Origin of the sequence: Brachybacterium sp. p3-SID1565, assembly GCF_025143785.1 — a bacterium.
GTDB lineage: Bacteria > Actinomycetota > Actinomycetes > Actinomycetales > Dermabacteraceae > Brachybacterium > Brachybacterium epidermidis.
This window is the reverse complement of the sequence record NZ_JAMBDS010000010.1, coordinates 1-20,810: the sequence shown is the minus strand read 5'-3', so window position 1 is coordinate 20,810 and position 20,810 is coordinate 1. Positions and strand designations below refer to the sequence as shown.

Genomic DNA, 20,810 nt, shown 5'->3' with positions numbered 1-20,810 from the left:
CCAGGCTGCTGCTCGCGGGCTGACTCGGTTGCTGCGCAAGGATTGATCCGGCTGCTGCGTGCAGGCTGACCTGGCCAGCTCGGCCCCCGGTCTGGTTGCCGCACATGAACTGCGACGACGTCAACGTGAACGTGCACGGATCGGGCTAGGATCGATGGCGACGCCGAACCGGACGTGCAGCAGGCGCCGAACCGGACCTGCAGCCACCGACTGGCCCCGGCGAGCCCATCGACCCCTCCCGCGACGGAGAGATGACATGCCCCACCAGGACCCGACTCCGAGCAGAGGCCCAGCCGCCGCCCTGCGCGTCGGCATCATCGGCACCGGTGGGATCTCCCACCAGCACGCACCCGGCTGGCTCGAGCTCGGCGTGGACCTGCACTGCTACAGCCACTCCGGGGCCGATCGCTTCGCCGAGCAGTACGGCGCCACCGTGCACGGCACCCTGGACGAGCTGCTTGCCGCGGTGGACGTGGCGGACGTGTGCACCCCCACCCCGGCTCACGCCGAGATCGTCCACGCCGCCCTGGACGCGGGCGTGGACGTCGTGTGCGAGAAGCCGCTGACGCTGACCGCGGAGGACTCCCGTGCCGTCGTCGAGCACGCCGAGCGGGCAGGCCGCCACCTGTATCCCGCCCACGTGGTGCGCTACTTCCCCCAGTACGCCGCCGCGAAGAAGGCCGTGGAGAACGGTGCCGTCGGCACCCCCGCAGTGCTGCGCTACGAGCGCACCGGGGCGGCGCCGGGACAGGACTGGTACGCCGATGACGAGGCCTCCGGCGGCATCATCATGGACCAGATGATCCACGACCTGGACCAGGCGATCTGGATCGCCGGGCCCGTCAGCAGCGTGTATGCCCAGCAGTTTGCGGGGACGGGCCCCGACCTGGTGCGCACCGGCCACGTGGTGCTCACCCACACCGGCGGCGCCATCAGCCACTGCCGCGGCCTGTGGGGGCCGCCCGGCACCGCCTTCCGCTACACCTTCGACATCGCCGGGGACGCCGGCCGCCTCCAGTACGACTCCGACGGCGACCCGGCCGTGCAGCTGGACGCGGTGGCCTCGGCCCGCAGCCAGGGCGACGGCGGGTACCTGCCCGACGTCAGCTCCATGCGCAGCCCCTACACCGAGGAGATCCTCGAGTTCACCGCCGCGATCACCAGCGGTGCCCCCACGCGAGTCTCCGCGGCCGACGGCGCCTACGTCGTGGAGGTCTCCCGCGCCGCCCTCGAGTCCCTGCGCACCGGACGGAGCATCCCATGCTGAACGACCACGCCCATGACACCGACGCCGCCTCGCCCGGCCCCACAACCCCCGTCGGCGCCGTCACACCCGACGCCGCCACCTCGGCCGACGCCGCCTCGCCCGGCCCCACGAGCCCCCAGGCCGGACGCTTTAAGGTCGCGATCCTTAGCATCGCCCACACCCACGCCCACGCGTACGCCGCCGCCCTGGAGGCTCGCGGGGACGTGGACCTGGTGGTCTCGGACCCGGAGGGATACGGCGAGTACCGCACCCGGCCCGGAGGCCGCCTGGTCTCCTCCGACGAGGAGGCCTGGAACGCCTGGCCGGGCGGCCCCGACGCCGTCATCGTCACCAGCGCCAACGCCCACCACCGCGATCAGGTGCTGGAGGCCGCCCGCCGGGGCGTGCACGTGCTGTGCGAGAAGCCGCTGGCCACCACCGTCGCCGACGCCGAGGCCATGGTGGACGCGTGCCGCGAGGCCGGGGTGGTGCTGATGACCGCGTTCCCCGTGCACTTCGCTCCCGCTGTCGAGCAGCTGCGCACCGCGGTCGCCGAGGGTGCGCTGGGCCAGATCGTCGGCCTGACCGGCACCAACAACGGCAAGCTGCCCGGTGGTCGAGCCTGGTTCAGCGACACCGAGCTCTCCGGCGGTGGCGCGCTGGTGGACCACACGGTGCACCTGGCCGAGATCCTCGACTCGATGTTCGGCCTGCCCCGCACCGTCCACGCCGTGGCCAACCGCATCCTGTGGGCGGACACCGCCGGCGAGGGAGCGGAGACCGGCGGCCTGGTCACCCTCACCTACGACTCCGGCATGGTCGCCACCATCGACTGCTCCTGGTCCCAGCCCAAGGACGCCCCCACCTGGGGCGGGCTCACCCTGCAGGCCCTGGGCACCGGCGGGCAGATGCACATCGACGCCTTCGCCCAGCACGTCGGCGGCCAGGGTCAATGGCATCCCTACGGGCCGAACTACGACGCCCTGCTGATCGACGCTTTCCTCGATGCCGTCCGCACCGGCGAGGCCGTGGAGCCGACGGGGGAGACGGGCCTGCGCACCGTGCGCATCGTCGCCGCCGCGCAGGAGTCGGTGCGCACCGGGCAGCCGGTCACCCTCGAGAAGGACTGACCGGTCACCCTCGAGAAGGACTGAACCGCTGCTCGTCATAGGCAGCAGCATCCTCGGCAGGCAGCGCCTGCGGTCCCAGGCACGAGGCCACCATGCCGATCCGAGTCCGGGAGACGGACGTCCCTGGCGCATCCCCTCGTGCCCGCCTACGCTCCGGGGTAACCCTGCCGCAGGAACGGCCTGGTCGCGTCGAGGATGACCTGACCGCCTGGGGCCCGTCCCCGAGGAGCACCCCCATGGAGACCGCCCGCGGTTTCGCCAGGCTCTGGCCGCTGCACCTGCTGGTGCTGGTCGTCGGCATCCTGGCCCAGTTGATCGGGGTGCGCCGCATCCCCATCGGTATCGGCACCGTGCTGCTGCTGCCGATGCTGTACGCCTTCGTGATCGCCCTGCTGCTGAACCCCAACGTCGCGGGGTACATGAAGAAGGTGGTCTCCCGGGAGCGGGCCGCTGCTGCCGGGCCGCTGATCGTGGTGGCGCTGATGCCGTTCATCGCCCGCTTCGGTGCGGACATCGGCCCCGGCATCGAGCTGGTGATCAAGTCCGGGCCCGCCCTGCTGCTGCAGGAGATCGGCAACCTGGGCACCATCATCCTGGCGTTCCCGATCGCCGTGTGGATCCTGCGGATGGGCCGCGAGTCCGTCGGTGCCGTGCACTCCATCGCCCGCGAGCCGAACATCGCGATCATTGCCGACCGCTACGGGCTGCGCAGCGCCGAGGGCACCGGCGTGCTGGGCGTGTACGTGATGGGCACCCTGTTCGGCACGTTCATCTTCGCGGTGCTGGCCTCACTGTTCTCCACCTCCGGCCTGTTCAGCGTGGAGGCCCTGGCCATGGCGTGCGGCATCGGCTCCGGCTCCATGATGGCCGCGTGCGCCGGGGCCCTGTCGGCCGCTGACCCCGCCGCCACCGAGACCATCACGGCGCTGGCCGGCTCCTCCAACCTGCTCACCTACGCCACCGGCATGTACGTGAGCCTGTTCGTGGCCCTGCCGCTGGTGGAGTGGATGTACCGCTGGGCCAGGCCCGACGACCCCGGCAACCCGCCCACCCGTCGTGAGCGCCGGGCTGCCGCCGCGGCCGCCCACCCCGCCGCCACCGCCACCGGCCCGTCGGCCGATCCCACCACCCCCACCAGCGGGAAGGACGAGCTGCGATGACCACCGCCGACGCCACCCCCACCGGGCCCGAGCTGCCCAAGGACGACCTGTCCGACCTCGACTTCGCCGCCGGCGACGAGAAGCAGATCCAGCTGCTGCCCACCCTGCGCGACGTGGCCATCGTGTCGCTGATCGCGGTGCCGATCCAGATGCTCGCCACCGACCTCTCGGTGATCGACATCGTGATCGGCCTCGCGGTGCTGTACGTGATGTGCATCGGCGGGCTGCTGCTGACCAAGTACGTGCCGCTGCGCCTGCCGTCGGTCGCATGGATCTCGCTGGTGGCGATCCTGTTCACCCTGCCGATGCTGCCGTGGAGCGGGACGATCCTGCCGCTGGTCAGCGGGATCGACTTCCTGGCCCTCGCGGTGCCGCCGCTGGCGTACGCCGGCTTCGCGATCAGCCGCATGGAGCTGGACGTGATGTGCCGCTCCGGCTGGAAGATCCTGATCATCGCGCTGCTGGTGTTCACCGGCACCTACGTGGGCTCCGCCCTGATCGCCGAGATCACGCTGCGGGTCACCAGCTGATGAGCGCATTCGCCGTAGTGGGCCTGGGCCACATGGGCGGCGGCATGGCCGCCACCCTGGTGCGCGCCGGCCACCGCGTGCTCGGCGTCGACCCCGGCCCCGGCCCCACGCCCGACGGGGTGGAGCGCATGGAGCTGGCCGAGGCGCTCGCCGGGGCCCGCACCGTCGTGCTGTCCCTGCCGGGCACCGAGCAGGTCGACCAGATCCTGCCCGCCCTCGACCAGGCACCCCACCAGCTGCTGGTGATCGATGCCAGCACCTGCCCGCCGGACGACACCCGACGCCGCGCCGAGCACCTCGCCGAGAACGGCCACGTGCTGGTGGACGCCCCCGTCTCCGGCGGGCCCTCCGGCGCCGCCACAGGACAGCTGACCGTGTTCCTGGGCTGCCCCGAGCAGCACCTGCCCGCCGTGCTGGAGGCCCTCGAACCGCTGGCCACCAACGTGAATCACGTAGGGGAGGTGGGCGCCGGCAACACCGCGAAGCTGATGAACAACCTGCTGTGCGGCATCCACCTTGCCGCCGCCCAGGCCCTGCACGGCGTCGCGGAGAACTCCGGCGTGGAGCTGGAGCGCCTGCTGGCGGCGATCAACACCGCCTCCGGTCGCAGCGCCGTCACCGAGGTGAATCTGCCCCGCTGGGTTCTCACCGGTGACTTCGACTCCGGTTTCCCGGTGGGCCTGATGGCCCGGGACGTGGCCCTCGCCGCCGAGATGGTGGCCGAACAGGGCGCCTCCTCCCCACTGGTGGAGGCAGCCGAACGAATGTGGGCCGGCCTGCGCGAGCAGGTGGGCCCTGCCGACGACTTCAACAGGATGGTGACCACCCGATGACCGCCCCTGACCACGCCCCCGGACAGCACGACACCTCTGAGCAGGCCGACCCCCAGCCGCCCGCCGCCACCGCCCCCGCACTGTGGGCCCAGTTGATGGGCTCCGACGCCGTGGGCAGCTGGATCGACGGCGTCGTGCACAGCGGCGACGGCGACGAGGTGCCGCTGATCGACCCCGCGACCGAGCAGGAGCTGTTCACCTACCGCGACGGCGGCGAGGAGGCCGTGGATGCCGCGGTGCGATCGGCCCGCATCGCGCAGCAGCGCTGGTGGGGGATGACCGCGTCGGACCGCGGCCAGGTGCTGTGGCGCATCGGCCAGCTGGTGCGCGAGCAGCTCGAGCCGATCGCACGGCTGGAGGCGCGCACCGGCGGCAAGATCCTGGGCGACGCCCGCGCGGAGACCACCAAGGTCGCCGAGATGTTCGAGTACTACGCGGGCTGGGCGGACAAGCAGCACGGCCAGACGATCCCCGTGCCCACCAGCCACCTCACCTACACCCTGCGCGAGCCCTACGGGGTGGTCGCCCAGATGACGCCGTGGAACGCGCCGGTGTTCACCGCCGGCTGGCAGCTCGCTCCGGCGCTCGCCGCCGGCAACGGTGTGGTGCTGAAGCCCTCCGAGCTCACTCCCCTGACCTCGATCGTGCTGGCTTCCCTGGTGGAGCAGGCCGGTGCCCCGCGGGGCCTGGTGGCGGTGATCGCCGGGCTGGGGCCGACGGCCGGGCAGCGCCTGGTCACCCATCCCGGGATCGGCAAGGTGGTGTTCGTGGGGTCACCCGCCACGGGCAGGCGCATCGCGGCTGCGGCCGGTGAGGCGCTGATCCCCTGTGTGCTGGAGCTGGGGGGCAAGAGCGCCAACATCGTGTTCGAGGATGCGGACCTGGACCGCGCCGTGGGCGGGGCGACCGCCGCGATCTTCTCCGGTGCCGGGCAGAGCTGTGTGGCCGGGTCCCGGCTGCTGGTGCAGCGCTCGGTGCATGACCAGGTGGTGGAGCGGCTCGGGGAGCTGGCCCGCAGCATCCAGCAGGGTGACCCGTTGGCGGCCGACACCCAGGTGGGGCCGGTGCAGAACCGCGCCCAGCTGGAGCGCATCACCGAACTGGTGGACGCCGCGGCCGGGACAGCGCAGGTGGTCGCCGGTGGTGCCCGCCTGGACCGTGAGGGGTTCTTCTTCCCGCCCACGCTGCTGGCAGGGGTGTCCAACACCGATCCGATCGCCCAGCAGGAGGTGTTCGGGCCGGTGGTCGCCGCGATCCCCTTCGACACCGAGGCCGAGGCGATCGAGCTGGCCAACGCCACCGACTTCGGCCTGGCCGGCGCCGTGTGGACGGGAGCCGTGGACCGCGCCCACCGGGTGGCGCGGCAGTTGCGGGCCGGCACCATCTGGGTCAACAGCTACAAGACCATCAACGTGATGGCCCCCTTCGGCGGCTTCGGCCACTCCGGCCACGGCCGCTCCAGCGGATGGGACGGCCTGCTGGAGTACTCCGAGCCGAAGGCCGTGTGGGTGGAGACCGACGACCAGGCGCCGCTGGCGTTCGGGTACTGATCCGCGGGCCGCTGAGCGATCCGAACCGAGTTCCGGGGGCCGCACAGCAGGGAAGAGCCCGGGTACCGCATAGGTTCGATGCGGTACCCGGGCCTCTCCGGGATTCAGTGCTTCGAGCAGTGCTCGCAGCAGTAGATCGCGACCGGGGCCCATAGCCCCCGTGGTCGGGCGCCGCCGCCTCGTTCATATTCGGCGACCGCGGGCAGCGCATGGTCGACGGCACCTTCGACCGCCGCGACGACTCCATCGTGTTCGAGGTGCTGCGGGGCCGGTGATTTCCGGGGTGGCCCACGTCTGTCGGTGCGGGTCCCTACTCTGTTCCTGGTGGAGTGATCCAGCTCCGACGCGAGTCCTGAATGCGCATGGTGCGCCTCTGCTGTGATGTTGCTGTGCCGCTCAAAGAACAGGAAGGAGACCGCTGATGTCCGCGATCGCCCGTGCACTGGAGAACCGGGACCTGTTCGGCGGGGAAGGCGTCCTCGCGCTGCTGCGAACCGACAACGCCCCTGTCACTCTCGGCCTCCTGGGAACGCATCTCGCGGGGGATGTGCGAACCCGTACCGCCGCTGACCTGTACGACCTCCTGTCTGCAGACCTCGCGGAACTGCGCTTCCACGGCATCGACCTGCCCCGCACGGCCCAGCAGTACTGTGCGACATGGGTAGAGCAGGGTTACCTCACACGCCGCGCTGCACGGACCGAACGGACGGAGGAATTCGCCCTCACCGAGAACTCTCAGAGCGCCCTGCGTCTCATCGAACAGCTGCACACCCCCCGCGATGCCGTGACACGCTCCCGGCTCACCCTGCTGACCGAACGGCTGCGCACCCTTGCCCGCGACACCGATGCTGACTCGGCTGGGCGGCTGGAGGCACTGCATACCGAGCGCGACCGCCTCGACGAGGCCATCGCACAGGTCATGGAACTGGGTGCAGAACCGCTTCCGGAGGCTCAGGCACTGGAGACGATCGACGAGCTGTACTCCCTGGCCTTGGACGTACCGTCCGACTTCACCCGGGTGCGCGGTGAACTGGAGAGGCTGCACCGGAGACTGCGCCTGGACCTGGTGGAGCACGAGGGCTCGCAGGGGGAGATCCTCGACCAACTGTTCCTGGGCGTCGACGCGATCGAGGACTCGGAGGCCGGACGCTCCTTCGCCGCGTTCCATGACATGGTGATCGACCCCGTCCAGGAAGCGAGGTTCCACGATGCCGTGGATGCGCTTGCCACCCGTCCCTTCGCGCACCGGTTCGGTCGCGAACGGATCGTGTACCTGCAGTCGTACCTCGCCCGTCTGCAACGGGAATCCCACCAGGTGCGGCACGCCATGATCGACCTGTCACGGTCCTTGCGCGAATTCGTCCGCTCCCGGCAGTTCGAGGAGTTCCGGGCCCTTGCCGATCGGCTCCGCAGGCCCCAGCGCATCGGTCTGGAGATCGCGCCCCAGGTGAGGCCTCACACTAGGATCGGTGTGGAGCTGACGCTGTCGACCTTCACCCCGCGCTCGGTCGGCCAGCTGCATCTGCTCGTACCCTCGGACGTCACAGCGCAGGACGATCTCGAGCTCGCGTCGACCGAGGTGCTCGATCTCGAGGCGATGCGCGCAGCGATCCGTGAATCGGAGATCGATATGGCTGAACTGGTCGATGCAGTCGACGATGTCCTCTCTCGCCGCTCCACGGCGACTGTCGGTGAGGTGCTCGAGGAGCATCCTGCGACTCAGGGACTCGCCTCGATCGTCGGCCTGCTGGTCCTCGCCCATCGGCACGGTGAACGGGTCGAGGGGCCGTCCGACACCGTGGAGACGGTGCGATGGCGCCTGGTCGGGAGAAGAGCAGGTGCCGAGCGCGAAGCCGGTGTCGGACGAGCCGAACACAACGGCGGCAATGGCTGGCGCAGCGCTCGGATCAGTCGCAGCCGGTTCACCCGCCCCCTCGGAAAGGACAGTCATGTCGGAGAGTGACGATCGTGTGGTGCTGTGGCCCGGTGACCCGGGGACCCTGCCGCTGGACGTGCGCCGAGCACTGGTCGCGCTGCTGCGCGGACCGTACATCTCCTTCCGCCGTGATCCTCTGGTGTGGTCGGCGCTGCTGGCACACGAGGCGGTGGTACGGCGCCACCTCGGCGACCTGCTGCTGGATCTGGTGATCGACGCCGATGCCGAGGTCGCCTTCTCCCGCAACCTCGAGCCCGGCCCCGACTTCGACCAGGCCGTCCCGAGCGTGCTGCGGAAGGCACCGCTGAGCTTCATCGACTCCGCGCTGCTCCTCCACCTCCGGCATCTGCTGCTCCAAGGCGCTGCCCAACAGGAGCGGATGGTGGTGGGGCGCGATGAGATCGAGGCGCACATGCAGGCCTACGCCACCTCCTCCGGTCATGACCAGGCGCAGTTCGGCAAGAGGCTCACCGCGAGCATCAAGCGGATGCGGGAGTGGTCGATCCTGCTCCCCACGGACACCGACGATCGGTGGGAGGTGTCCTCGATCCTCGCGCTGATCCTGACCCCCGAGGTGATCGAGGGGATCGAGGTGGAGTACGAACGCCTGCGGCGCGGAGGGACCGGTGACCTGCCCAGTGCCGACGGGATGACAGAAGAAGACGCAGAGTCCGACGACGCAGATTCCGACGGGCCGGACCCTGACGAGCCGGACACCGATGAGACAGGTCTCGACGAGACGGAGAGCGCGACGTGAGCCAGACCAGCCTCGACCTCGACCCCACCGCAGCGGGAGTCTCCCATCCCGGGCAGATGCGACTTGCCCGCATCCAGCTGCACAACTGGGGCACCTTCGACAAGCGCCACGACCTCACCGTGCCCCGTGCAGGTCTGCTGCTCACCGGGGAGTCCGGCTCCGGGAAGTCATCGATCCTGGATGCCATCAGTGCAGTGCTCATGAAACCCGGTGAGACGCGCTTCAACGCCGCTGCCCAGGACGGACCGGCCGGTGACCGTGACCGCTCACCCATGAGCTACGTGCGCGGCGCCTACCGTCGGCATACCGACGAGGCCACCGGCGAGGTGCGCCCCGGCTACCTGCGGCAGTCGACGACTGTCTCCGGCATCGCGCTCACCTTCGAGGACGGTCTGGGGCGCGCCGTCACGGCGATGCGAGTGATGCACGTGGCGGGTCGTTCCGCTGCAGCCGTCGATCTCCGTTCCGCCTTCGTCCTGTTCGATCGGCCGACAGAACTGGCCGACGTCCTCCGACTGTGCGACACGGGCATCGATCGACGGCGCCTGAAGCAGCAGCTCTCCCCGCAGGCAGCCGAGGACAGCTACACCAGGTTCGGCGTGCACCTGCGACGGCTCACCGGGATCGGCAGCGAGGACGCCCAGCGGCTACTGCACCGCACCCAGGCAGCAAAGTCCCTGACCTCGCTGGACGACCTGCTGCGCGGCTTCATGCTCGAGACGCCATCGACATTCGCCCTCGCGGACCAGGCTGTCGAACAGTTCCGGGCTCTGCAGGACGCGCACGCCACCGTCATCGATGCGCGTGAGCAGATCGAGGCGCTGATCCCTCAAAGGGAGCAGTGGCAGGTCCACCGTGCTGCCACTGCGGAACAGGAACAGCTCTCCGCACTGCTGGCAGCCGTCGGGACGTACCGGTACACCCGCTTGGCTGAACTCGCTCAGAGTGACCTGAGCGCGAGCGAGATCGAGCTCGCTGCCGCCGCACACGAGCGGGACAGGACCCGGCGCGCGGAGGACGACGCCCGGGAGGCGGAGCGTCGTGCCCGACAGGCCCTCGATGACCGCGGCGGCGCCGCCCTGCAGGTGCTCGAGAGCCGGATCGAGCAGGCCGAGGACCGCCAGGAACGGGTTCGGAACCACATCGACCGCATCGCCCCGGTGCTCGACCGCCTCGGCTCCCCGATGCCAGGCACCGCGGAGGAGCTCGCCAGTGCCCAGGCCCAGGCCCAGCGCGAACAACAGCGCATCGATCACGAGACAGGTGGCCTGACCCGGACCTCCGGTCCCGTTCACGTGGAGCACGCCGAGGCCACACGGCGCAGGGACGATCTGATCGCGGAGATCCGATCCCTCAACGCTCGGCGATCGAACCTGCCGGCATCGTTGGTGGAGGTGAGGGACCAGCTCGCCGAGGCCGCCGGCGAGTCCCCGGCCTCACTTCCGTTCGCCGGCGAGCTGATGAACGTCCGCGATGAGCAGTGGCAGGGCGCCGTCGAGCGACTGCTGGCAGGACTCTCCACGACCATCCTGGTTCCTGAGCGTCTCTACCCTGCTGTGGCCCGGGCTGTCGATGCGCGGCACTGGAACCGGCGCATCTCCTACGAACGGGTTCGGGAAACGGATCGACACCGGCACGATGCCGGTGCGGTCTCGCATCGCACCGTCCTGTCCGTGCTGGAACTCGCACCGTCTCCCTTTCAGTCGTGGCTGCGGGGCCGCATCTCCTCGGGATTCCCGCACGTCCTGGTCGACGATGCGCAGCAGCTGGCTCGGCATGAGAAGGCACTCAGTCGCGCCGGGCAGGTGAAGAACCGTGATCGCCACATCAAGGATGACCGCCATCGGATCTCGGACCGGGACCACTGGGTCATCGGTACCGACAACGCGGCTCTGCTCGAGGTGCGCAGGCAGCAGCTCGAGCAGGCCAACGCGGAGATCGCGCAGAGTCAGCAACGCCTTGCAGACATGGAGCGGCAGCGGCGGGCCCTCCGGGACCGGGACCTCGACCTTGCTCAGCTGCTGCAGCTGAACTGGGAGGACATCGACGCCGTCGACGTCGATCAGCGCCTCGGGACGTTGCGGCAGCAGCGACAGGACCTGCTGTCCGACGCCGACATGGCCCGCCTGGAGGTCCTGCTCCGCACTGCTGGGGAGGACCATGCGCAGGCCCGGGACGATGCCGAGCAGGCTCGCAACCGGCACCACGATCTGTCCGCTGCGGTCGAGTCCGCGACCGCCGATCTGGAACGAGCTCGGGGGGAACTCGCCGATGCGCACCTTGACCTCGTGCATCGCGAGCAGCTCGATCGACGGGTCCGGGCCAGGCGGCGCACGCTGGCGCGTGAGCAACTGCCCGACGTGATCAGTGAGGTCTCCGGGCAAATCCGCGATGAGCTCGATCAGGTCAAGGACCAGATCCGCAGTGCGGAGAGTGCGCTGGCGCTCGCCCGCGCTCGGTACCTGCGTCAGTGGGCCGAGAGATCGGTGAACCTGGTCGACGACATCGCGGCCACCCCGGACTTCCTCGCGCAGCTGGGTCGCCTGGAGTCCGATCGGTTGCCGGAGTTCGAGCATCGCTTCCGGGACCTGCTGCGCACCCAGTCCCAGAACAACATCGGTCAGCTCCGCGCGGACATCGCGCACGCCATCCGCGACGTCCAGCAGCGACTGGGACCGGTGGATGAGTCACTGCGTGCCACCCCTTTCGACACCGAACGGCGCACCTGGCTGACCTTGATAGCCCATCAGCGTCTGAGCGACGAGGCGAAAGCGTTCCTGGGGGAGCTGATGGAGATCACCCACGGTGCTTTCCACCAGGACGATGAGAGCGTCACAGCGGCCGAGGAGCGGTTCGCGCGGATGGACCACGTCCTGCGCCGGCTGGGCTCCGCGGAGAGCGCAGATCAATCCTGGCGCAAGCGGGTGCTCGACACCCGTCGCCATGTGGAGTTCGAGGCGCGCGAGATCGACGCCGAGGGCATGGTGGTCGACGTGTACAAGGGGTCCGACGGGCGGTCCGGTGGCCAGCGGCAGCGCCTCGTGACGTTCTGCCTCGCTGCGGCCCTGCGCTACCAGCTCACCTCCAGCGCCGATGGGTTCCCGCCGTACGGTCTGGTGGTGCTCGATGAGGCCTTCGACAAGACCGATATCCACTTCACTCGGGCCGGACTGGAGGTCTTCCGCTCCTTCGGCTTCCAACTGCTGCTGGCCACACCCCTGAAGATGCTGCAGACGATCGAGGAGTATGTCGGTGGAGCGGCGGTCGTCTCCAACCCCACCGGTCGGGCCTCGCGGCTCTCGGCAGTCGCCTTCACCGACATGGGATCAGGTCCACATGCGCACATCTGAGGACGTCCGAGCGACCTTGCGCACCAAGTGGGATCGCAACCTGCCCGCATGGCTCGCTGAGCCTTCGAAGGCGACCGTGAGCGTGCCCCTGCACCCTCCCACGGCTGCGCAGGCACTTGCCGACCCGCCCGCGGTCTCCGAGTGGGTCCAGCTGTGGCGTCGCGCCCCCGAACCGCTGGGCCTCCACGTGCAGTGGGAGGAGCGCCGCTGGGCACACCTCGGCTCCCAGCGAGTCCCCGTGCGATGGGGTGCAACCGGTGCTGACGTGCTCACCGAGTGTGCCGGCGGACCGACCCAGGCGGAGGCGGAGCTCCTGCGTGTCCGCTACGAAGCGGCGGTGTCCCACCTGGCCCACCATGAGGAGACTCCCCACCTGGCCAATCATCCCGGGGTGGGGGGCGAGGCTCTGCGTCACTCGGTCGCTGCGGGGATGGACCGGTCGCGCGCGCAGTGGCTGCGGATGTCTCCGACAGATGCCGATCTGTCGATCGCGGTGGCGGCCTGGCTGTTGTCCCACCCCCGCTCGGGGCTGCGCATCCGCCAGGTGCCGTTCCCGGGTATGCACACGAAGTGGCTGCGGGATCACCGGTCACTGGTGAGCAGGCTCGTCGGCGCCGCCCGCGCCGACGGGTCGGAGGACCTCGGCCTCGCCTCGGACCCCGTCTTCCACGACGTCCTGGTCCTCGATCCCCGACTTCGACAGGGACACCCCGGCTTCCCTCGAAGCTGCCGGATCGCCGTGAGGCAGCTGCCTGATCTGGGGCTCACCCCCCGCGTGGTCATCGTGTGTGAGAACGCTGAGACCGTCCAGGTGCTCCCGGACATCCCCGAGGCGGTTGCCGTGAGCGGTTCCGGATACGCGATCCCCAGCCTGCTCGACGTGCCCTGGATACGAGACGTCCCGGTCATCTACTGGGGGGATATCGACGCAGACGGCTTCCGGATCCTGGACCGGGCCCGGCACCACCATGACGACGTCACCAGCATTCTCATGGATGCCGACACCCTCGAAGACCATCGAGCGCTCGCCGTCACCACGTCCGTGCGTCCGGTGGTCACGCTCTCACGCCTGACCGGGAGCGAGCAGATCCTGCACGATGAACTCGCCACGGGCGGCACACGGCTGGAGCAGGAACGCATCGAGCTCGGCTACGCGGTCACGCACCTTGAAGCGGCCGTGATGATTGACCGGTCATGCTGATCGATCAATAGCGAGATCGGTGGCCTTTCACTCCTGAGATGCTCAACGAAATCGCCGCTCGCGGCGATGAGAGGAGCTGATCAGTCCTCGATGCGCAGCAGGTCCGAGGCCGAGTCGATCTGGGCCTGCTGGGCGGGGGCTTGCTCCATGCGGCGCATGTAGGGCTGGGCTCGCTCCACCTGGTGCTCCAGGGCGTTGACGGTCTCCAGGAAGTTCTGGTTGGCCTGGGCGCGGAAGGTGTCGATCCCGTCCATGGTGGTGAACAGGTTGTCGAAGGCCTTCTGCAGGGTCTCGGCGGAGACGCCCGAGGTGGCGGCCTGCTCCTGGATCTTCACGGAGTTGTCGGCCAGCATCTGCGAGGTGCGCGCCACCAGCGAATCGGTGGTGGAGTTGACCGCGTCGATCTGGTCGAGCACCAGCTTCTGGTTCTCCAGCGCCTGCGCGGTGATCACCGCGGTGCGCAGTGCCGTCACCGTGGTGGTGCGGGCCCGCTCCACGCCCTGGGCGAGCTTGGTGTTGTTGTCCTCGATCAGGCCCATCGCCATGTACGCCTGCACGGTGACGGCGATCTGGGTGGCCACGTCCTGGCGGCGCTGACGCACGGCGAACAGCACGTCGCGCTCCAGGGCGTCGGCCGCCTCGGTGCGTCCCTCCGCACGGGCCTGCCGCGCCTTCTCCACCGCCCGATCATCCAGCAGACCCAGCAGGTGGGAGGCCTTCTGCAGGGCACCCAGGTCCTCCCACAGTCCGCGGCGCTCCACGGCCAGCTCCGCGTTGTCGCGCTGCAGCATCTCCTGGCCGCGGCCCAGGGCCGTCAGCACACCGTCGAGCTGCTTCTGGTTGGACTCGAAGCTGCGGAAGTAGCGCTTGGCGGCGCCGCGGCCGGGCAGGAAGCTCAGTGCTTTGGAAGCGAAGGTGTCCTCCTTGGGGGCCAGGTCCTCCATCGTGTTGCGCAGGTCCGCGAGGGACTTGGAGACCACTTCCTGGCTGCCGCCGGACTCCTTCGCATCACGCAGAGACTGCTCCATGAAGCGGGAGGAGGTGCCGCTGGTGCGCTCGAAGGTACGACGCGCCACCGCGCCCAGCGCGTTGACCTGGGCGGTGAACTCCTGGGAGTGGGGGTTCAGGGTGGAGATCTCCTCGAGCCACTGGTCGGCGCGGGTCTCCAGCTCCTTCTGCTGCTCGGCGGGCAGGTCGGTGAGCAGGGAGACGGCCTTCTCCTCACTGAGCTCCTCGACGGGCTCGGCGGGCACGATCTCCTCGGCGGGGGTGGGGGGCTGAAGCTTGTCCATGGGGGCCTCCTCAGGCTGATGGTCGCGGGGACAGGAATGGTCGGGCCGGTCCGTCGGCCCCGGCGGGGCGGTGGCGGACCGGCGGCTCTCATACGTCGATGATGGGGTTCAGGTGCTGATCGGCGAAACGGGTGCGCAGGAACTCGGAGTGCACCTCGAGGGAGCGGGACACCCCGGCCACCATGTCCTGCTCGATGCGCTCCACGCCGTCGGCCAGCACACCGAGCTGCTGGTCCACGGCCCGCAGGTTCTCCAGCGCCTCCTCGCGGGCGGAGCCGCGGAAGGTGACCAGGAAGCCGATGATGTCCTCAGCGGCGTCCACCAGCTCCGGGACGTACCGGGAGGCCATGCCCTCCAGCATCGTCACCTCACCGGAGGAGGGGCGCAGGGTCTGTATCGCCTCGGAGCCGGCCAGGGCGTCGATCCGCACCAGCAGCGCGTCGACGTCCTTCAGCACCTGCAGGGCTGTCGGGTCCGAGGCGCGGGCGCGCAGGTCACGGGTGCGTCCGCGAGTCTCAGCGGTGGCGTGCAGGATCTGCTCGAGCATCTCGCGGGTGGAATCGGGCACGTCGGCACCGGTGGTGAGCAGACGGGCCGGCTGCGGGCGCAGGGAGTACAGCAGGCCACCGGTGCCGCCCGCGGCCAGCACCCCCACACCGGCGGCGATCGCGGCGATCGGCCCGGCGATCACCCCGGCCACCCCGAGAGCGACCACGGCGAAGGCCGCCGCCGAGCCCGTCAACACCGGCACCCCGAAGGACACCAGGGGGTTTCGACGGGGGCCGGAGCGCACCAGCTCGGTCGAGCTGCCGGCTGCGGGGGAGTGGACCTTTCCCTCCAGGGGCTTCGGGGCCGGTCCCCACAGGTCGCGGCGCTCAGCCGTGGCCTTCCACGGCAGGTCCATGTCCCCGGGCAGGGCGGGGCGTGAGGGCGCGGCGGCACCCTCGGTGGTCGGCCGCTGGGCCGACGGGTCGTTCCCCTCGCTCACGTGCACCCGCCTCGTCTCGTGGTCGTGCGCAGGTTATCGCTTACTGCTGGGCGGAGGGTAGACGGGGCTCAGGCGTGGCTGGTCTCCACGGCACCGGCGAGGGCCTCGAGGGAGCGTTCCAGATGGTCGATGCCCACGGCCGGCATCCCGCCGATCTGCTCGATGATCTCGGGCGGGGTGGCGCTCCAGTCGTAGGTGAGGCGCACGCGGGTGTCGGCACCCGCGGGTTCGAGGTCGTACCGCCAGGTCCAGCCGCCGGTCTCCAGGATGCCGTCTGCGGAGTACTGGGCCGGTTCCCACGCGATGGTGCGCTCCGGCTCCAGGGCGATGACGCGGTTGTGCATCTCGTAGCGGCCCCCCGCGTTGACGTGGAACATCTCGATTCCGAACACCTGACCCACCTCCGTGATCGTGGCAGGCGACTGCTCCAGGCTGCCCCGCACCCAGTCGGAGGGTTCGGTCAGGTGATGACGGGAGGGATCCGCGAGCAGGGAGAACACCCGCTCTGGCGCTGCGTGGATAGTGCGCTCGGCTACGAGGTGGGTGAGTTCGGCAACGTCCGGCGCGGGGATTTCGCTCCGTGCTATGTCGCTGTTGCGCAGTGTCGTTCATGACTGCGAGGCCCCGTAGAGCCGAGCAACGTCGGGGGAGTCCAGCCACTTCTCATAGGTGGGGGACTGCGGCCAGCCGTCCGGGACGTCCTGCCAGGCCTCCTGACGGCCCCAGGGCAGCAGGTCCACCAGGGGGAAGGTGTGGGAGAGCTGCTCGGTGCCGCGACCGGTGGTGTGCCAGGTGCGGTAGACCTTCTCGCCGTCGCGCAGGAACACGTTCACGGCGAACCCGCCGCCGGCAGGGGCGTCCATATCGGCGCCGAAAGGGCTGTTGGCGGTGGAGTACCACTGCATCTGGTTGCCCACCTTCTCGCGGTAGGCGAAGGCCGTGTCGATCGGGCCCTGGGTGACGACCACGAAGCGGGCGTCGTACAGGTCCAGGAAGTCCAGGCGGGTGAACTGGCTGGTGAAGCCGGTGCAGCCCCCGCACTGCCACTCGGCATCGGGGTCGGGGTTCCACATGTGGTTGTAGGTGATCAGCTGCGAGCGGCCCTCGAACACGTCGGCCAGGCTCACCGGACCGTCCTTCGACTCCAGCGTGTAGTCCGGCAGTGCCACCATCGGCAGGCGCCGGCGCTGCGCGGCGCTCGCGTCCAGTTCGCGGGTGGCGGCCTTCTCGCGGATGCGCAGGGCGTCGAGCTCGCGCCTCCAGGTCTCGGCATCTGTGACGGGTGGGAGAGCGGTGTGCTGCGTGGTCATGACGACCCCCAGGTAGGAAGGGATAGAGTCCATGTGAACACCATCCACATTGTGTGAACACCGTAAACTTGCGGGGGAGGGGCGTCAATAGTGGGGACCACGTCCGTCGACGCGCGCCGCTACCACCACGGTGATCTGCGGGCAGCTCTCATCGCCGAAGGCCTGGAGATCACCCGCTGTGAGGGTCCCTCGGCGCTGTCACTGCGTGAGGTGACCCGCCGCGCCGGCGTGACCCCCGCGGCCGCGTACCGACACTTCCGCGATCGTGCAGCCCTGATGGGTGCACTGGGCCAGGAGATCCAGGAGCGAATGGCCACGCGGATGCGGGAACGGGGGCGGATGCGGGAACGGATCGGGGAACCGGGCGCCGCGAGCGGGACCGGCGCCGAGACGCCCGTGGAACTGGTGGCCCGGGCCGAGGCCGCGCTGCGCCGCCTGCGCGGGGTGGGGCTGGGGTACATCGAGTTCGCGATCGAGGAACCGGGCTGGTTCGAACTGGCCTTCTTCGGTGAGGCAGGAGGCACCGATCAGGTGCGGCTCGAGGAGGTGCCACCCTTCGCGGAGCTGCTGGCGGCGCTGGAGGAGTGCGTTACCAGCGGCGCTCTGCCGGCCTACCGCCGTCCGGGGGCGGAGTTCTCCTGCTGGTCGGCCGTCCACGGCTGCGCCGAGCTGATGGTGCACGGGCCCCTCCGCGGCTCAGAACCCCAGGTGGTGAGGCAGGTGGCTGAGCGCGTGGTGGACGACATCACCACCGGGATCCGCTGAGGCGGATCATTGCTTTGAGAGTGAGCTGGGAACGAGCATGAGTCGAAAGACGGCCTCGAGAGAACGATCCAACGGGTGTGTAGTTGCCTCGGACCTTTGTGAGGAATATCATAGATGTGATCACCGATCAGATCGTGAGCGCCTAGCCTCGGGCTTTCATCGTTGAGGTGTCCGAGGGGCGGGTCGTAATGGGTGAAGGTGCTCCTGAGCTGGAAGAATAGGGCTTGTCTAGAGTCCAGTTCATCGCAGTCCAAGGAGCACCTTCAGGGTGAATACTACCGGGTTGTATCCACGTCCTCAGGTTGATGTCGCACCGGTGCCCGCCGTCGGTCAAGCAGGCGGGATCCTGCTGACCCAGACGCTGCGGGCGACGGGCCTGACCACCGAGCTGTCCAGAGCCCTGGCGCCGTGGAGGAAGCAGTTCGCGCGGCACGACCCAGGAAAGATCCTCACCGATCTTGCGCTCATGTTGGCGGTCGGTGGGGACTGCTTGGCTGATGTCGCGACGCTGCGGGCGGAACCAGATGTGTATGGGCCTGTGGCCTCGGATCCGACGATCTCCCGCCTGCTCACGACCCTGGCCGGTGACGTCGACAAGGCCGAGAGCGCGATCAGCACGGCCCGCCGGAAAGCACGCAAGAACGCCTGGGCTCAGGCCGGGAACCACGCCCCCAACGCGAACGCAACGGCGAAGAACCCACTGGTCATCGACCTGGACGCATCGCTGGTGACGTCCCATAGCGAGAAAGAGTTCGCGAGGCCAACGTTTAAGAAGGGCTTCGGATTCCACCCGCTGCTCGCGTTCGTTGACCACGGCGCGGGCGGGTCCGGGGAGATGCTGACCTGCCTCCTGCGTCCCGGGAATGCTGGCTCGAACACCGCAGCCGATCACAAGCAGGTGATCGCTGATGCGCTGGCGCAGGTGGGGATGGGGTCCCGGCCGGGGCGGAAGGTGTTGGTCCGGATTGATGGTGCCGGCGGGACGAAGAAGACGCTGCAGGAGCTGGTGAAGCGGCGGGTCTCGTACTCGGTCGGATTCACCCTGCCCGCGAACACGCCGGAGCTGTTCCGCTTGATCCCCAAGCACGTCTGGGAGCCTGCCTACAACTCCGACGGCGACGTCCGGGACGGCGCGGATGTCGCCGAACTGACCGGGCTGCTCGACCTCGACGAGGACTGGCCAAAGGGGATGCGCGTCATCGTCCGCCGCGAACGTCCCCATCCCGGAGCGCAGCTGCGGTTCGATGACATCGACGGCTACCGGCTCACCGCGTTCGCCACCAACACCACCACGGGCCAGCTCGCGGACCTCGAGATCCGTCACCGTCGCCGTGCCCGCTGCGAGGACCGGATCCGGGCCGCGAAAGACGCCGGCTTACGGAACCTGCCACTGAAGACCTTCGCCCAGAACCGGATCTGGTGCCAGATCGTCGCACTGGCCAGCGAGATCACTGCCTGGATGGGGCTGCTCGGCTACGCCGACCAGCCCGCCCGGCGGTGGGAGCCCAAACGTTTGCGCCACCGCTTGTTCCAGGTCCCCGCGACCATCGCTCGGCATGCCCGGCAGCGGGTCCTGCATCTCTCGGACCGGTCACGCTGGGCCCGGATCGTCCTGGCAGGCCACGCCCGCCTCACCGGCCTCCCCGCCCCCGCCGGATAGCTCCCGGCCCCGTCGCTGACCGCACTCCCCAAGGACCCTGGCACCGGAACGCCCGACCACCGCGACCGACACGCGGCGGACCGTCACACCCTCTTGCCAGAATCAGCTACGGACATCGGCCTCGACGCCCGACGCTGCCGCTCAGCAGCACCGTGAAAGATCGAGGCTAGTCAGCAGCACTGTAGATCAATCGCTCCGGTCTCACCATCTCAACTGAAGGCCAATGGAGTTCTATCGTGCTGATTAAGCCTAACGATCACTATGATTTGGTCGAGACTACCCTTAAGACATCGAGCGAGCTTCAGAGGTATTTTGAAGAGATTGAAGCTAAAGCAGACGAAGCTGGTTGCGATGTGTATTGGAGAGGTCAGGCGAACTCTGCATGGGCCGTGACATCCTCCCTCGTGCGTTTAATGGCGAATGACGAGCTCACTGATGCCGACTTGCAGAAGGTGGAGAACCGCATACTTGCGGAGTCTAAAGACTGGCTAGTCGCAGAGAGGCCTAAGCTCCGAAGTAATTTGGAATGGCTTGCATACCTGCAACACAACTGGGTGCCGACGCGGCTACTCGACTTTAGTCCAGACCCCTACATTGCCACGTTTTTTGCGGTCGAGGCCATGGACGAGGTGGATGGTCGGCTGTTTGCGGTGCTTCTTCCGCGCGATGATGAGGTTCTGGATGGAAGCGTCGATGTAAATATTGGAGATATCAAATCTGGGAGCATAAAAATTTTCAAACCCCGGGCGGAAGTCTCGCCTCGTCTTGCCGCTCAGTCTGGAGTTTTTCTTCTAGGAAAGCTCCCTTCGACGCAGGTGCATCGATGGGTATGGGATGAATATGTAGAGGAGAATAGGCAGATGCTCAAGGATGAGGTCTCGGCCATTATGTCCCTTCCTTTCTACTTTACTAACCCGGAGTCTGCGCGTCGCGCTGAAAGTAAAAGCGTTACAGCATATACTGCGAGAATTCATGTCAATAAGGCTTCGATTCGCCGTCAGTTGCGTAAGGCTGGTGGGGGAAGGTCGCATCTGACCCCGACGACACCCGTCACTCATCAAACCTGCTATCCAGATGTGGATGGCATGCGACGCTTCTCTAA

17 protein-coding genes are annotated in these 20,810 nt (G+C 68.7%); 13 read left to right on the top strand and 4 right to left on the bottom strand.

Annotated elements, in window-relative coordinates:
* Nucleotides 1-256 precede the first annotated feature (256 nt).
* From M4D54_RS04210 to M4D54_RS04165, 10 genes are all read left to right on the top strand, one after another.
* Nucleotides 257-1,267, top strand: a complete 1,011-nt coding sequence (locus M4D54_RS04210) for a Gfo/Idh/MocA family protein (protein ID WP_193864977.1) — start codon at nt 257-259, stop codon at nt 1,265-1,267.
* Nucleotides 1,261-2,376 carry a Gfo/Idh/MocA family protein gene (locus tag M4D54_RS04205; protein WP_228018764.1) on the top strand — a complete coding sequence of 372 codons (1,116 nt, stop codon included), beginning with the start codon at nt 1,261-1,263 and terminating at the stop codon, nt 2,374-2,376. Before M4D54_RS04210 ends, M4D54_RS04205 begins: the two co-directional genes overlap by 7 nt.
* Nucleotides 2,377-2,612: 236 nt before the next feature.
* Nucleotides 2,613-3,536 (top strand): DUF3100 domain-containing protein, encoded by a 924-nt coding sequence (locus tag M4D54_RS04200; RefSeq protein WP_311199675.1) that lies wholly within the window; start codon nt 2,613-2,615, stop codon nt 3,534-3,536.
* Nucleotides 3,533-4,066, top strand: coding sequence for a hypothetical protein (locus M4D54_RS04195; protein ID WP_228018917.1), 534 nt, complete (start codon nt 3,533-3,535; stop codon nt 4,064-4,066). The genes M4D54_RS04200 and M4D54_RS04195 overlap by 4 nt, the downstream gene beginning before the upstream one ends.
* Nucleotides 4,066-4,899, top strand: coding sequence for an NAD(P)-dependent oxidoreductase (locus M4D54_RS04190; protein WP_228018810.1), 834 nt, complete (start codon nt 4,066-4,068; stop codon nt 4,897-4,899). Before M4D54_RS04195 ends, M4D54_RS04190 begins: the two co-directional genes overlap by 1 nt.
* Entirely contained in the window at nt 4,896-6,449 is a 1,554-nt protein-coding gene (locus tag M4D54_RS04185) for an aldehyde dehydrogenase family protein (protein WP_259890408.1), read from the top strand. Before M4D54_RS04190 ends, M4D54_RS04185 begins: the two co-directional genes overlap by 4 nt.
* A gap of 421 nt (nt 6,450-6,870) precedes the next feature.
* The gene (locus tag M4D54_RS04180; protein WP_017823489.1) at nt 6,871-8,412 is read left to right on the top strand and encodes a DUF3375 domain-containing protein; all 1,542 of its coding nucleotides are present in this window, start codon (nt 6,871-6,873) and stop codon (nt 8,410-8,412) included.
* Nucleotides 8,399-9,142, top strand: coding sequence for a DUF4194 domain-containing protein (locus tag M4D54_RS04175; RefSeq protein WP_193864974.1), 744 nt, complete (start codon nt 8,399-8,401; stop codon nt 9,140-9,142). Before M4D54_RS04180 ends, M4D54_RS04175 begins: the two co-directional genes overlap by 14 nt.
* Complete coding sequence (locus M4D54_RS04170; protein WP_259890403.1) at nt 9,139-12,492, top strand: ATP-binding protein; 3,354 nt, start codon at nt 9,139-9,141, stop codon at nt 12,490-12,492. Before M4D54_RS04175 ends, M4D54_RS04170 begins: the two co-directional genes overlap by 4 nt.
* Complete coding sequence (locus M4D54_RS04165; protein WP_259890401.1) at nt 12,479-13,693, top strand: Wadjet anti-phage system protein JetD domain-containing protein; 1,215 nt, start codon at nt 12,479-12,481, stop codon at nt 13,691-13,693. The genes M4D54_RS04170 and M4D54_RS04165 overlap by 14 nt, the downstream gene beginning before the upstream one ends.
* Before the next feature lie 80 nt (nt 13,694-13,773).
* Here M4D54_RS04165 and M4D54_RS04160 read toward each other — a convergent pair whose 3' ends face one another.
* The 4 genes from M4D54_RS04160 to M4D54_RS04145 all read right to left on the bottom strand — a co-directional run bounded on the left by M4D54_RS04160 (nt 13,774) and on the right by M4D54_RS04145 (nt 17,283).
* On the bottom strand, nt 13,774-14,985 hold the full coding sequence (locus M4D54_RS04160) for a toxic anion resistance protein (RefSeq protein ID WP_259890399.1): 1,212 nt from the start codon (nt 14,983-14,985) through the stop codon (nt 13,774-13,776).
* A gap of 88 nt (nt 14,986-15,073) precedes the next feature.
* On the bottom strand, nt 15,074-15,973 hold the full coding sequence (locus tag M4D54_RS04155; protein ID WP_259890398.1) for a hypothetical protein: 900 nt from the start codon (nt 15,971-15,973) through the stop codon (nt 15,074-15,076).
* A gap of 68 nt (nt 15,974-16,041) precedes the next feature.
* Nucleotides 16,042-16,545 carry an SRPBCC family protein gene (locus M4D54_RS04150; protein WP_193865168.1) on the bottom strand — a complete coding sequence of 168 codons (504 nt, stop codon included), beginning with the start codon at nt 16,543-16,545 and terminating at the stop codon, nt 16,042-16,044.
* 36 nt (nt 16,546-16,581) lie between these two features.
* Nucleotides 16,582-17,283, bottom strand: a complete 702-nt coding sequence (locus tag M4D54_RS04145; protein WP_193865167.1) for a DUF899 family protein — start codon at nt 17,281-17,283, stop codon at nt 16,582-16,584.
* Nucleotides 17,284-17,373: 90 nt separating this feature from the next.
* Here M4D54_RS04145 and M4D54_RS04140 point away from each other — a divergent pair, with 90 nt between their 5' ends.
* The 3 genes from M4D54_RS04140 to M4D54_RS04130 form a co-directional block, all read left to right on the top strand.
* On the top strand, nt 17,374-18,048 hold the full coding sequence (locus tag M4D54_RS04140) for a TetR/AcrR family transcriptional regulator (RefSeq protein ID WP_259890397.1): 675 nt from the start codon (nt 17,374-17,376) through the stop codon (nt 18,046-18,048).
* Nucleotides 18,049-18,316: 268 nt separating this feature from the next.
* On the top strand, nt 18,317-19,708 hold the full coding sequence (locus M4D54_RS04135; protein WP_311199674.1) for an IS1380 family transposase: 1,392 nt from the start codon (nt 18,317-18,319) through the stop codon (nt 19,706-19,708).
* Nucleotides 19,709-19,944: 236 nt separating this feature from the next.
* On the top strand, nt 19,945-20,810 hold an 866-nt coding region (locus M4D54_RS04130; protein ID WP_259890394.1), incomplete at its 3' end, for an FRG domain-containing protein.